Annotated in this window: 11 protein-coding genes and 1 tRNA gene; 4 read left to right on the top strand and 8 right to left on the bottom strand. The window is 64.9% G+C overall.

Features of this window, described 5'->3' with window-relative positions:
* Positions 1 to 5: 5 nt before the first annotated feature.
* A complete protein-coding gene (locus ACMGGG_RS07285) occupies positions 6 to 1,154 on the top strand; it encodes a M14-type cytosolic carboxypeptidase (protein WP_414155124.1) in 1,149 nt (382 codons plus the stop codon).
* 35 nt (positions 1,155 to 1,189) lie between these two features.
* Here ACMGGG_RS07285 and ACMGGG_RS07280 read toward each other — a convergent pair whose 3' ends face one another.
* The 7 genes from ACMGGG_RS07280 to ACMGGG_RS07250 form a co-directional block, all read right to left on the bottom strand.
* Entirely contained in the window at positions 1,190 to 2,161 is a 972-nt protein-coding gene (locus ACMGGG_RS07280; RefSeq protein WP_063544181.1) for a spore coat protein U domain-containing protein, read from the bottom strand.
* A complete protein-coding gene (locus ACMGGG_RS07275) occupies positions 2,158 to 4,455 on the bottom strand; it encodes a fimbria/pilus outer membrane usher protein (protein ID WP_414155785.1) in 2,298 nt (765 codons plus the stop codon). The genes ACMGGG_RS07280 and ACMGGG_RS07275 overlap by 4 nt, the downstream gene beginning before the upstream one ends.
* Before the next feature lie 107 nt (positions 4,456 to 4,562).
* Positions 4,563 to 5,342 (bottom strand): molecular chaperone, encoded by a 780-nt coding sequence (locus tag ACMGGG_RS07270; protein WP_054894733.1) that lies wholly within the window; start codon positions 5,340 to 5,342, stop codon positions 4,563 to 4,565.
* A gap of 51 nt (positions 5,343 to 5,393) precedes the next feature.
* Positions 5,394 to 5,897, bottom strand: a complete 504-nt coding sequence (locus ACMGGG_RS07265) for a spore coat U domain-containing protein (protein WP_063544177.1) — start codon at positions 5,895 to 5,897, stop codon at positions 5,394 to 5,396.
* Positions 5,898 to 5,900: 3 nt separating this feature from the next.
* Positions 5,901 to 6,434, bottom strand: coding sequence for a spore coat U domain-containing protein (locus ACMGGG_RS07260; protein ID WP_054894731.1), 534 nt, complete (start codon positions 6,432 to 6,434; stop codon positions 5,901 to 5,903).
* A gap of 17 nt (positions 6,435 to 6,451) precedes the next feature.
* Entirely contained in the window at positions 6,452 to 6,985 is a 534-nt protein-coding gene (locus ACMGGG_RS07255) for a spore coat U domain-containing protein (RefSeq protein ID WP_063544175.1), read from the bottom strand.
* Positions 6,986 to 7,018: 33 nt separating this feature from the next.
* Positions 7,019 to 7,546, bottom strand: a complete 528-nt coding sequence (locus ACMGGG_RS07250) for a spore coat U domain-containing protein (RefSeq protein WP_054894729.1) — start codon at positions 7,544 to 7,546, stop codon at positions 7,019 to 7,021.
* Between the two features lie 289 nt (positions 7,547 to 7,835).
* Between ACMGGG_RS07250 and ACMGGG_RS07245 the strand changes: the two genes are divergently transcribed.
* The 3 genes from ACMGGG_RS07245 to ACMGGG_RS07235 are packed head-to-tail and all read left to right on the top strand — an operon-like array spanning position 7,836 to position 12,963.
* Positions 7,836 to 10,079, top strand: coding sequence for an ATP-binding protein (locus ACMGGG_RS07245; RefSeq protein ID WP_414155123.1), 2,244 nt, complete (start codon positions 7,836 to 7,838; stop codon positions 10,077 to 10,079).
* A 23-nt stretch (positions 10,080 to 10,102) separates the two neighbouring features.
* Positions 10,103 to 10,564, top strand: coding sequence for a response regulator (locus tag ACMGGG_RS07240; RefSeq protein ID WP_054894727.1), 462 nt, complete (start codon positions 10,103 to 10,105; stop codon positions 10,562 to 10,564).
* Between the two features lie 11 nt (positions 10,565 to 10,575).
* Positions 10,576 to 12,963 (top strand): response regulator, encoded by a 2,388-nt coding sequence (locus ACMGGG_RS07235; protein WP_112897907.1) that lies wholly within the window; start codon positions 10,576 to 10,578, stop codon positions 12,961 to 12,963.
* 98 nt (positions 12,964 to 13,061) lie between these two features.
* Here ACMGGG_RS07235 and ACMGGG_RS07230 read toward each other — a convergent pair.
* Positions 13,062 to 13,136: transfer RNA gene (locus ACMGGG_RS07230), tRNA-Gln, on the bottom strand.
* Between the last annotated feature and the right edge of the window lie 95 nt (positions 13,137 to 13,231).

Below are 13,231 nucleotides of genomic sequence, written 5' to 3'. Positions count from 1 at the left end.
TGGCAATGACCGTGACGCTGTCCCCACTGCAGATCGACTGCGATTTCGATTCCGGCAATATCCAGGTACTGGATGCCAGTGACCCGCGCCTGGTGCGCCTGGCCATCCGTCCCGACACCAATAGCAGCCACTTCCAGTGGTTCCATTTCAAGGTGAGCGGCCTGACGCTGGGGCAGACCCACCGCTTCAGCCTCGACAACGCCCATGAGTCCTCCTACAAGAACGCTTGGGACGGCTACCACGCCGTGGCGTCGTACGACCAGCAGAACTGGTTCCGCGTCCCCAGCAGCTTCGACGGCAAAGCCCTGGCGTTCGATTTCACGGCCGAGCAGCCAGAGGCCTGGTTCGCCTACTTCGAGCCCTATCCGCGCGCACGCCACAACCAGTTGATCGAGCGCGCGCTGAAGATTCCCGGCGTCGAGTTGCTGGCCAGTGGACGTAGCGTCCAGGGCCGCGACATTCCTCTGCTGCGCGCCAGCAAAGGCGCAGGCGCAAAGCGCAAGCTGTGGCTGATCGCCCAGCAGCACCCCGGCGAGCACATGGCCGAGTGGTTCATGGAAGGCGTGATCGACCGTCTCGAAGGCAACGACGCGACGCTCCAGCGCCTGCTTGCCGAAGCTGACCTGTACCTGATTCCCAACATGAACCCTGATGGCGCCTTTCTCGGCCACCTGCGCACCAACTTCAAGGGCAAGGACCTCAACCGCGCCTGGCAGGATGCGAGCGTCGAGCTGAGCCCAGAAGTGTTCTTCGCCCAGAGCCAGATGAAACTGCACGGCGTCGATGCCTTCATCGATGTGCACGGCGACGAGGAAATACCCCATGTGTTCACCGCAGCCTGCGAAGGCAACCCCGGCTACACACCGCGCATCGCCAGGCTGGAGGAGCAGTTTCGCAGCACCCTGTGCAGCGTGACCAAGGACTTCCAGACCGTCCATGGCTACACCCGCGACCAGCCTGGCCAAGCGAACATGACGCTGGCCTGCAATGCGGTCGGGCAGACCTACGACTGCCTGTCGCTGACCTTGGAAATGCCGTTCAAGGACCACGACGACAATCCCGATGCCCGCCGCGGCTGGTCTGGCGCACGCTCCAAGGCACTGGCAGGTGCCGTGCTGGAAACGCTGGAAAGGATGGTCAAGGACCTGCGCTGATCACCTGCACCGCGCAGGCCCGCCCGCCGGGCACCTCAGAACTGCACATCGAGAATCACGCTGTCTGTGTAGGTCGCCGCAGGCGGCGTCGCCTGGTCGGTGTAGACCTTGGCGTTGTAGTTGAACACCTGGCTGCCGGTACCTGTGCCGGCGCCAGGGTTGACGTTGGCGTCGCTGCTCGCGCGCCGGGCCGCGCCCACCGATCCCCAGCGCACGGTGCCGGCACTCTTGAAGATGTCATAGGCCAGGTAGTTGTTCGCCGTGGACTTCATCCGCCGACGGCCGGCTGACACATTCTGCCCATCGTCCAGACCGACCGTATAGTTGCTGCCCTTGGTACAGGCGATGTTGATGCTCTGGTTCACCGTCGCGAACCCGGCCACCACCGGCGCACTGGCGAAACTGATGTTGGGGGTGGTGATCTGGCAGTCGTTGCTGACGGTCAGTGTCACTGTCAGGGTCTGCGTGCCGCTGCCGATGTCCCGTCCCAGGCAGATATTGCCCAGACCGATGCCTGAGCAATAGTTCCAGTCCCAGAAGATCGACAGGGTCTCGGTGTAGACGCCTGCCGCAACGTTGGCACCGACCACGGTACGCAGGTACAGCGGCACCGACTTGGGCGAGGTCCCGTTGAGCAGCCCCAGGGCGTCGATGATGCCGTTGGGCGCGAAATCGAAACGGGTGCCGCGGCTGATCGGAAAGTTGGTGGTGTTGTTGGCGTAGATCGTATAGGGGATGACGTCGCCAGTTGGCCCGACCATGCCCGCGCTGGTGGAGGTGATGGTGGCGTAGAAATGGTCGCTGCTGGTCAACAGCGACAACAGCGAGCCGGTGCACGACAGCCCGGCATTGGTGGTCGAAGCCGGTTGCACCGTGGTGCGCACCAGCGTCGAATTGATCGTGCCGAAGGAGGCAGGCACCGTGGCCCCCAACGAACAGGCCGACCACGCCTGAGCGCAAACGGCACACAGGCCCACCCCCAGCACAACCCTGCCCAGGGCGTTCATCGGCACACCAGTGGGCCGATCAGCGGAATCGGCCCCTCCCCTTCGGGCAAGTCGAATTCGACCTGGCACTGCCCGCCATCGGCAACGTCCACCTGCAAGCGATTGTGCGCCGAGAGGTTCTCCAGGTAGACCAGGCCATCCCAACCCACCACGGCCTCGCTGCCGCTCTGGGCATCCCTGACCCGACTGCCCAGCTTGAGCTCTTGCTGGTTGGCATCGACCAGCACGATGCTCGCTGCCAGCACCCGCTTGAGCGGGAACTCCAACAGATAGCCACTGCCCCGACGCACCGCAACGCGTTGCTCGACCGTCGATGCCAGCACATCGGCGGGCAGCTCCATGGGGTCGATCTCGTACTTGCCGCGGTAGTAACCGCTGCTGTAAGGCACCAACAGACGACCATTGCGGTCAGTGCGACCGACCACCTGGTTTTCGTAGCGCACCGGCACATCGGCGTAGCCACTGGTGCTGACCACCACGAAAGCATCATCGATACGGTTGGCGGCGAACATGCCCGAGTCCATCAGCACCAGCGAGCCGCTGGCGTCGGCCCAGCGCGTCATCTCGTCGCTGCTGCCGTAGACCCCCGCCTGCAACTGCACGGATTGCAGGCGCCAGGTGACATCGGCCTGCCGATAGGCGCCGCGATCACCACCATTGGCATAGCCCAGGTTGTACCCCACTCCGCCACCCACCGGCACTGCGCGGCTGTAGTTGACCCGCTGCAGGTCCTGCCCGTCCTTGCTGCGCTCGGCGCTGAAGGCCAGGGTGCCATGGGTGTCGAACGGGACCACCAGCTGTGCCTGCACCGCCCATTGGCTGTCACCGACATCGCGATTGGCCGACAGGTACAGGCTGCTGTTGCGCCACAACGGCTTGCTCCAGCTCAGGTTGATCAGCCGCGTGCGCGAGCCGTCCCCTGCGCGCACGTCGAAATAGCCAGCACCGACGCTGCCGTAGCGATCCAGGTTCAGGCTTACGGTCGCCTGCTCGCTACGCGTGCTCAGGCGGGTGTAGGGGTTGTCGACCAACGTCAGGTCGGCGTAGTCGCCATGCCGCTCGATCCGCTGGTAGTTGAAGCCGATACGTCGGCTGTTGTACTGGTAACCCAAGGCCACCTGCTGCCCGGTGTCGCCCTCGAAACGACTCTGCGCCACGGCGGCGTTGAGCACACCGAAGGTTCCCAGGCGCAGGTTGCCCCCCAGGCCACCGAGCATCATCGACTCGGCCGTTTCGGCATGGGTCTCGAGGGTGAAGTAATCGGACACGCCATGGCGCAGGCTCGCCGAGGCAACCGCCGGCCCGTAGCCGAAATCCTTCACGGCATAGTCGCGACGAAGGCTGCCGGCAGCCACCGAAAAGTCCGACAGCCCCTCGGCCAGCAAGCTGCTGGTCACGTAGAACGGCAAGGTCGTCGAGACCTGGCGCCCGAGCGCATCGGTGGTCACCACCACGGCTTCGCCAGCACCGTTGATGAACGGCACGTTGGTGAGGGTGTAGGGCCCAGGTTGCAGATCGGTGGTGCTGGTCTTGTAGCCATTGATGAACAGGTCCAGCGAAGTGGGTACCGCCGCCTCACCCGCAAAGGCCGGCAGCGGATAGGTGACCAGATCCGGGCGGGCGGCGAAGTCGCGGGACACCTGCAAGCCGCCGACCCGCACCGAGCTGCTCCAGGGCAAGGCGCTGGTGACCAGATCGCCTGCCTCGTAGGTCAACAGGCGCTGCTCGTCGGTGAAACGCCAGGTAGTGTCGTAGCGCAGGAAACCTTCGCGGCTCTGATTGTTGGGCGCGCCGTTGAACGATTCACGCCACTGCCCGGTGGTGGAGAAGGTGCCCCAACTGTCGAACACCCGCAGCTCGTTCCAGGCGGCAAGATAGGTGCCAGCATCATCGGTGTCGTTCAGGTACAGATCGTAGTTGAGCAAGGCACCGAAACTGCTGCGCGCATCGCTGGCCGGGTACAGGTTGCGCCCGCCGAACTGCTGGTCGGGCAGCCAGGCCGGCGGCACCTGCAGCAGCAGGCGCTGGTTTTGGCTGTCGTAGTCCACATGCAGGCCGGCGATACCCTCCAGCGCCACCTCGCCTTGAGGATCGCCCGGCACCAGGATGCCCGCCGCACGCAGCGCATCGCTGGCCACATACAGTCGCCCAGCGCGCTGCTGCACCGGCACCAGCTCAGCCTTGGGCACCTGGTTCACCAACAGATCCAGGTACAGGGTGGCATCGGCAATCGCCGTGCTCTCTGCCGGGGGTGGCGGCAGATCGCCCGCCACGCCAAACACCGGCCCGAGCATCGCCAGACCCAGCCACCACCGGCGCGCCGCTCGCCGCCAGCCACTCACACACGGTTTCCAACCATCGGCGGGTCCTCCCTGGCCCCTCCACTACCCGCATTTGCAGGTCACTGCCCTTGGCTGATGGCCTGAGCCACCTCCTGGCCATTGACCCGTCCCTTCAGCACGCTGCTTGCGCCCAGTGCGGCCGGTGCCGGCCAGCGCATACTGGCCCCCGGCAGCACATAACCCAGCAAACCCTCGACCAGCGGTTTCTGCTGGCCCCCTTGCTGCAGCACCACATCGGTGAGGCGCGCATGCACCGGCCCGGTGTTGCGCAGCTCGACATACGGCTTGCCCTGTACCGTCACTGCACGCCAGCTCAATTGAGGCTTGCCGACACCTTCGGCGCTACGCTTGCCCTCGGGGTCGGGCTTGCCCCACAGGCCTTCGCCATACACGAACAGCGGGACCGAATAGCGCATCTGCAGGCGAATGGCTGCCTTCGGCCCTTCGGTATTGCTATCGGGCGGAGTTGGCGAGGGGATCTCGTCGATGATGATCCGGTAGGCTTGCTCCTGGCCCACCGGCGACGTGCCCGTGCGGGTCAGTCGGATCAGTTGCTTCTGACCTGGCGGAATATTGGCCACAGGGGGGCTGCCGATGATCTCGCGCTGCGCCTGGAACTGCTCCTGATAATCGCCCTGACGCCAGGCGAACACCCGCACTTGCAGGCTGGCCGGCGCGCTACCGCGGTTCTCCAGCCATAGCGCGCCGGCCTTCTGGTCAGCCTCGAGCACCGGATCGATCGGCCAGATCAGCACCGACGTCGCTGCTGCCACCGGCAGGCTGGCCAGCAGCAATGCCCCGATGATGATGTTCCGCGCCGTGTTCGCCCCTGCCCCCATGCCGCTCTCCTCTGTCTTGTCGATAGCCGTGCCTGAACGTGCGGATCACCGTCACCAGGTCACTGTCACTTGCACTACATCGGTGTAGGTCCCCGCCGGCACATTGCCGGGCAACTGGATGCGGCCATACACCGGCAACTTGATCGCCGTCGGATCGCTATAGCTCACCGGCACGCTGGTACCGATGGTCAGGGCCTGGCTCAACGCCGCATCGCGAAACAGCTGGTAGGCCACCAACTGCGTGCCGCCACTGCGCTTGAGATTGCGCGTGCCGCTGGCACTGTTCTGCCCGCCATCGAGGCTCATGCCAAGGGTCACGCCCGGCGTACATTGAAAGGTCACCGTGGTGCCGCCCAGCGCGGTGCTCAGGGTGGCGGTGGACAGCGCCGACTGGGTGCCGAAATCGAGTACGCCGTAGGCGCTCACGCCGCCGACCACCAGGCAACCTGCAGTGATCTGCGCACTGACCTGGAAGGTACTGGTGGTCGCTGCCGTCGAGGGCGACGTCCACACCAGCCACAGGCCCGCCAGCAGTGCGTGGGGCCAACCGCGCATGGGTCAGAAGGTCAACTCGACCGCGACCGTGTCGGTGTACACCCCGGCCGGCAGGCCCGCCTTGCCGCGCGCCTGGCCGTACAGGTTGACGGTCTGGGCGACACCCGTGCTGGTCGGCAGGGTGATGGTGCCGTCGATGGCCAGCAGTTGCGTACGACCGGTATCGGTGTAGAAGTCGTACGGCACGAAGTTGCCAGCGCCATCGGCCAACGCGCGCGTCCCGCCGCTGGATGCTCCGTCGTGGGCACCGGCCCGCACACGTATCGCCGGCACGGTGCCAGCCGAGCAGAGAATGCTCATGGCCCCGCCACCGCCACCGAGCACCTGGCCATTGGCAGTGGTGAACAGAGCATCCTGGGTGCCGAAGTTCAGGCTACCGAAATTGAGCCCGGAGGTGCCGGCGCTGCCATTGACCTGGCAGGCCGAGATCAACGTCAGGGTCGAGTTGATCGTCCCGGTCACGGTGGCCGCCTGGGCCTGGGCCGCCAGGGCAAGACCCAGGGCGGTGAGGATGCAGCGGATCGATGTGCTTGCCATGGGAATCTCCTTGCGTGTTACCAGTCCAGGGTTACTCGAAGGGTGTCGCGGTACAGCCCGGCCGGCAGCGCGCGCGGCTGCGCGACCACCACACCGTAGATCGGGACGGGCACCTGCTCGGTGCCTTGGATGGTGAAAGTACGGGCCTGGCCGATGCCATAGCGGCTGTTGCCACCAGGGTCGACGGCCAGTTGATAAGGGATCAGCTCACGGCCATTGCTCAGTTGGCGTACGCCGCCACCGCCATTGAGGCCTTCGTCGATGCGCACGCTGAACGCACGCACCTGAGGCGTGCAACTGATCTGCAGGCTGCCCTGCCCGCCCGCCTCGTCGACACGGGTGCGCAACGGCCCGTCCCAGGTCGGCCCCTGTGCGCCGAAGTCCATCAGTCCGGGATTGCCAAGGGTGGCCGGTTGCTGGTCGCTGCTGATCTGGCAGGCGCTGCTGATCACCAGCCGTGCCTGGATGAACCCGGTGGTGCTGCCATGCGCCGAGGTGCCGGGCAGCAACAAAGGCCCGAGGGTCAGCAGCAGCAATGAGGTACGGTTCATGTCGGCGCGTCCTTGTGCATGTGGATCCGCTCCCTACCAGGTGACCGTGACTTTGAGCAGGTCGGTATACAGACCGGCTTTCGGTACCCAGGCCAGACGGTCGATGCGGGCATACAGCGGGAGTTCCACCGAGCCGCTGTCCGGCACCCGCGCCGATTGTGCGACGTCTACGGCCAGTGGCTCACGCCAGGCAGCGTCGCGATAGAGACGATAAGGGATTGGGCGCAGTTGCCGATCATTGCCGCCCAGATAACGCACCTCGCCCACCCCGCCATGCTGGCCGCCATCGACCCTGACCTGATACGGCGTATCGGGATTGCATTCCAGGCGTGGCGGGCGTTGGGCAAGCAGTACGCCGCTCAGTGGCGCATCAGGGCCGTCCAGGCGCGCGGCGCTGCCCAGGTCGATTCGACCCAGGGCCTGCGCACCCGCGTCGCGCGGTTGGTTCACCAGCATGCAGCCTCGCTGCACCTGGACCCGCACTTCGACGAGAAAATCCGCCGCTACGGCACTACCACTCAACAACAGGCCCAACAGCGAGGCCAGCAAGCGCTCCGTCACCGAACATCCCTTCCAGTGTTCCCTGTGCTGTTTTGAGCGTAGCAGTAGGATTGGATCCTGCTAGCGCGTGGGAAATTTCTCAACTCCTCAGCCCTCGGCCAAGCCTCGCCCCAGGGCTTGAGGTGGGGAACTTATACAAATTTCAACCTCACGTAGAACCTCCCCGAGCAATAGCCCTCAAATGGCCATAACCCCGGCGAAAACGCTGACTTTCTGATACCTTGCACAGTGCACGACCTGTGCCAGACGCCTATGGCCACCGCTTGTGGCCACGACGGGAGAGTTTTTCTTGACCACCGCCCAGAACGCCTTCGATCAAGCCGTGGAACGCTGCGCCCAGGAGCCGATCCAGGTTCCAGGCAGCATCCGGCCCCACGGCTTTCTGCTGGTACTCGACGAACAGGACCTGCGTATCCTGCAGGCCAGCGAGAACGCCCAGCGCTGGCTTGGCATCCCCACCCCGGCGCTGATCGGCTGCACCCTGCCCGAGCTGATGGATCAGGGTTTCGATGCCCGTCGCAAGTTCGCGCGCCTGCCCGAAGACGAAATCTTTCCCTTCCACATCGGCGACGTGAAACTGCGTGAAGGTGCGCCCTGTACCGATAATCTGCGCCTGCTGGCCCACCGCCACGACCAGGTACTGATTGCCGAGTTCGAGCCCTGTCGCCCGGCCGCCGCCCTGGGTGAGCACGACGACTACTATCCGCTGGTGCGCGCCTTCGTCAGCAGCCTGCACCAAGCCACGAGCATCGAGGAACTGCTCCAGCAGTCGGTGGTGCAGATCAAGCGCATCACCGGTTTCGGTCGGGTCAAGGCCTACCGCTTCGATGCCGAGGGCAACGGCCAAGTGCTGGCCGAAGAGGCCGATCCCGGCTATCCGAGCTACCTGGGCCTGTGCTTCCCGGCCTCGGACATTCCGCGCCAGGCTCGCGAACTGTACAAGATCAACCGTATCCGCCTGATCGAGGATGCCAACTACCAGGCCTCGCCCTTGATTCCCAGCCACAACCCTCGCACCGGCAAGCCTCTGGACATGAGCTTCGCGGCCCTGCGCAGCGTCTCGCCCGTGCACCTGCAGTACATGCGCAACATGGGCACGCTGGCGTCGATGTCGGTGTCGATCATGGTCGATGGCAAGCTCTGGGGGCTGGTGTCCTGCCATCACCAACAGCCGCGCGCCCTGGATTTCCGCACCCGCGCCGCCTGCGAACTGCTGGGCAGTGTACTGTCGCTGCAGATCGAGGCCCACGAGGCACACTGCGCGACCCGCACCCTGCTCGACTTGCGCCAACGTATCGTGCACATGCTTTCGGCCATGGCCGACTACGACAGCGTCAGCGACGGGCTGCTCAGCCTGCCCGATGTGCTGCTGGATTTCGTCGGCGCCAGCGGTGCCGCAATCATCAGCGCCGAACGTTGCGACCTGATCGGCCACGCGCCGCCCGAAGCGCTGGTCAATGAACTGGTGCAATGGCTGTCCAGACGCGGTGACGATGGCGTGTTCAGCAGCGACAACCTGGGCCGCGACATTCCCGAGCTGCCCGCCCTGGCCGAACACGCTGGCGGCGTGCTGGCGGTGGCCATCTCCCAGATTCATTCGCACTATTTGCTGTGGTTCCGCCCCGAGCAGGTGCGCACGGTCAACTGGGCCGGCCAACCGCTCAAGGAGGTCAGCGCCCAGGGCAACCTCAGCCCACGGCACAGCTTCGACAGCTGGCAGGAAGAGGTCAGCGGCTTCTGCGCCGCCTGGGACCCGTTGGTCATCGATGGCGTGGCTGAACTGCGCACCGCTGTGCTGGGCATCGTGCTGCGCAAGGCCGAGGAACTGGCGCAACTGAGCGGTGAACTGCAGCGCTCGAACAAAGAGCTCGAGGCCTTCTCCTACAGCGTCTCCCACGATCTGCGCGCCCCACTGCGGCACATTGCCGGCTACTCCGAACTGCTCAGCGAAGTCGAGGGCGAAGGTCTGTCCGAACGCGGCCAGCGTTTCCTCAAGCACATCGGCGAGGCCGCGCATTTCGCCGGCACACTGGTGGACAACCTGCTCAATTTCTCGCAGATGGGCCGCTCGGCCCTGCGTCTTTCGGATGTCGACCTCAATGCGCTGGTCGACAACATCCGCCTGGAATTCGCCCCGGATTACAGCGGCCGCGAGATTGTCTGGGAGATCGCGCGCCTGCCCAAGGTGATCGCCGATCCTGCCTTCATCAATCTGGTGCTGCAGAACCTGATCGCCAACGCGATCAAATACACCCGCGGGCGCGAGCCTGCACGCATCGAGATCGGTGCACACGAGCACGCAGACCGAATCGAGATCTTCGTGCGCGACAACGGCGTGGGCTTCGACATGACCTACGCCAGCAAGCTCTTCGGCGTCTTCCAGCGTCTGCACCGTATGGAAGACTTCGAAGGCACCGGCATCGGACTTGCCAGCGTGCGCCGCATCATCGAGCGGCACGATGGTGAAGTCTGGGCCGAGGGGGAGGTCGACAAGGGTGCCACCTTCCATTTTTCCCTGCCTGTCATCCGTTAACACCTGAGGTAACCGTACTCATCATGCTCAAACCGATCCTGCTGGTCGAAGACAACCCCCGGGACCTGGAGCTGACGCTCCTGGCCCTGGAACGCAGCCAGTTGGCCAACGAAGTCATTGTCCTGCGCGATGGCGCCGATGCCCTCGACTACCTGCTGCGGCGTAACGCCTACGCGACACGCGACGACGGCAATCCGGCGGTGCTGCTGCTCGACCTCAAATTGCCAAAAGTCGACGGCCTGGAAGTGCTCAAGGAGGTGCGCGCCACGCCAGAACTGCGCAGCATTCCCACCGTCATGCTGACCTCCTCGCGTGAAGAACCCGACTTGCTGCGCGCCTATGAGCTGGGTGTCAACGCGTACGTGGTCAAGCCGGTGGAGTTCAAGGAGTTCGTCGCCGCCATTTCCGAGCTCGGGGTGTTCTGGGCCGTGCTCAACGAACCACCGCCCGGCTCGCTGCGCCTGAACCGGCGTGGCAGCAACTGAAGGCGCCGACGATGCAAGCCACTTCGCTGAAACTGCTGATGGTCGAAGACAGTTCGATGGATGCCGAGCTGAGCCTGTTGCGCCTGGAGCGCAGTGGTTTTCAGGTCCAGTCGCACCTGGTGTTCGACCATGCCGGGGTGGAGCACGCGCTGCTTGAGGGCAGCTACGACCTGATTCTCTGCGACTGCGTCCTGCCCGGTTCCTCCGGCACCGATGTGCTGGCCATCGCCCAGCGCCTGGCACCGGACGTGCCCTTCATCTTCCTGTCCGGCATCTACGGTGAAGAGCACGCGGTGGAGATGATCCGCCTGGGCGCCACCGACTATGTACTGAAGAAAAACCTGCCGCTGCTGCCCAAGGCCGTGCGCCGAGCCCTGACCGAGGTGCAGGAGCGCCAGCGGCGGCGCCGTGCCGAGGAAGCGCTGGCCGATGTCGAGGCACGTGCGCGCATTGCCATCGACGCCGCCGGCATGGGCACCTGGGACTACCGCCCGCAGGAAGACCTGCTGCTGTGGGACAACCGTTGCAAGGCCCTGTTCGGTCTGCCAGCCGACGCGGAGATGAGTCTGGAGGTGTTCTACGCCGGCATTCACCCCGAAGATCGGCCCCATGTCAGCCAAGCCGTGGAACTGGCGATGCAGCCAGACAGCGACGGCCACTACCGCGCCGAATTCCGCATCGCCGCTCCCGGCAACCTGGAACCGCACTGGCTGCTGTCCACCGGGCAGGCACAGTTTGTCGATGGCCGCTGCGTGCGTTTTTCCGGTGTGCTGCAGGACATCCACCAGCAACGCCTGGCCACCCAGGCGCTCAAGCAGCTCAATGAAATGCTCGGCGAACGGGTCGAGCGCCGCACCCGCGAGCGCGACCGTGCCTGGGAGCTGTCGCAGGACCTGCTCGCGGTGCTGAACAAGGACCTGACGCCAGTGGCACTGAACCCGGCATGGGAGGCGGTACTGGGCATCAGCCGCGAACGCCTGAGCCAGACGTCGCTGCTGCACCTGTTGCCCGAAGCCGAGCAGGAGGCCTTTCTCGAAGAGCTGGCCGCCCTCGCCCATGGCCGCACCAGCGCCCGTTTCATCGGCCGTATCCAGCATGCCGGCGGGCAGCAGCGCTGGCTGTCCTGGGTGGTGGTGCCGGAAGACACGCTGTTGTACGTGGTCGCCCGTGACATCAGCAGCGAGCGCGAATCGGCGCTGGGGTTGGCCGAGGCCAACCGCCGACTGCGTGACCAGATCATCGAGCGCGAACGCATCGAAGCGGCCCTGCAGCAGATGCAACGCCTGGAAGCGGTGGGCCAACTCACTGCGGGCGTGGCCCATGACTTCAATAACCTGTTGACCGTGATCCTCACCGGCACCAGCTTCGTCGAGCGCGACCTCGACAAAGGCGACCTGGCCAAGGCGCGCAGTCGCCTGAAGCATGTGCGCGAAGCCGGCGAGCGCGGGGCCAAGCTTACCTCGCAGTTACTGGCCTTCTCGCGCCGCCAGCGCCTGGAACCCGTGCCGCTGCACCTCAACCACACCCTGGCCGGCCTCGAGGAACTGCTGCGGCGCACCCTGGGCGGCAATATCTCGGTGCGCCTGGATCTGGACAGCAGCCTGTGGCAGGCCCTGACCGACCCGACCCAGACCGAGATGATCATCCTCAACCTGGCGATCAACGCCCGCGACGCCATGCCAACCGGCGGCCAGTTGACCCTCTCGACCCGCAACATACGCATCGAGGCCCTCGCCCAGCGCCCGGAAGACCCCGAGCCTGGCGAGTACGTGATGCTGTCGATCCGCGACACCGGTTGCGGCATGAGCGAAGAGGTGGTGGCCAGGGTCTTCGAACCGTTCTTCACCACCAAGGATATCGGCAAGGGCTCGGGCCTGGGCCTGGCTCAGGTGTTCGGCTTCGCCAAGCAGTCAGGGGGCGGCGTACACATCGACACAGCGCCCGGGCTCGGTACGAAGGTCAGTGTCTACCTGCCGGCGGTCAAGCACGTCGATCTTGAGGAGCCGCAGACGCTCGCAGTGCCGCAAGGTACATCGCTCAACGGTCACGACCGAGTGGTGCTGCTGGTGGATGACGATCACCTGGTCCGCGACATGATCGGTGACGTGCTGCGCCTGCATGGCTACCAGGTACGCCAGGCCCACAGTGGCGAGCAGGCCTTGGCCTTGCTCGACGAACGCATCGATCTGCTGCTCACCGACTTCGCCATGCCCGAGTTCAACGGCGCCCAGTTGGCCCATGCTGCACGCGAGCGCTACCCTCGCCTGCCCGTGGTGTTTCTCACTGGCTACGCCGAACTGGAAGGGCTGGAGTTGCCCGGCAGCCTGGTCATGCAGAAGCCCGTGCAAGCCGAAGACCTGACCCGGGCACTGAACGATTTGCTGGGGGGAGCGGAATAAGCCAGGATGGCGCGCCATGCGCGCGCCACCTGACGAGCAGACACAAAAAATCGCCAGGCTGACTTGCAGGCTGGACGCTTGAGAATGCTTGGAAATAATGGCAGGGGCGGCTGGATTCGAACCAACGCATGGCAGGATCAAAACCTGCTGCCTTACCGCTTGGCGACGCCCCTGTATCGAATTCGCTGACAGCTACGTGTGTTGCTGTGCTGGAATGGGCCGCACTTTACCAACATTCTTTACGGCTGGGAACCCCCGAGTTGAAAAA

The organism is Pseudomonas sp. BNK-44-b (genome assembly GCF_047456245.1).
GTDB classification, from domain to species: Bacteria; Pseudomonadota; Gammaproteobacteria; order Pseudomonadales; family Pseudomonadaceae; genus Aquipseudomonas; species Aquipseudomonas machongensis.
The sequence above is the reverse complement of the archived record's forward strand: the minus strand, read 5'-3'. Positions and strand labels throughout refer to the sequence as shown.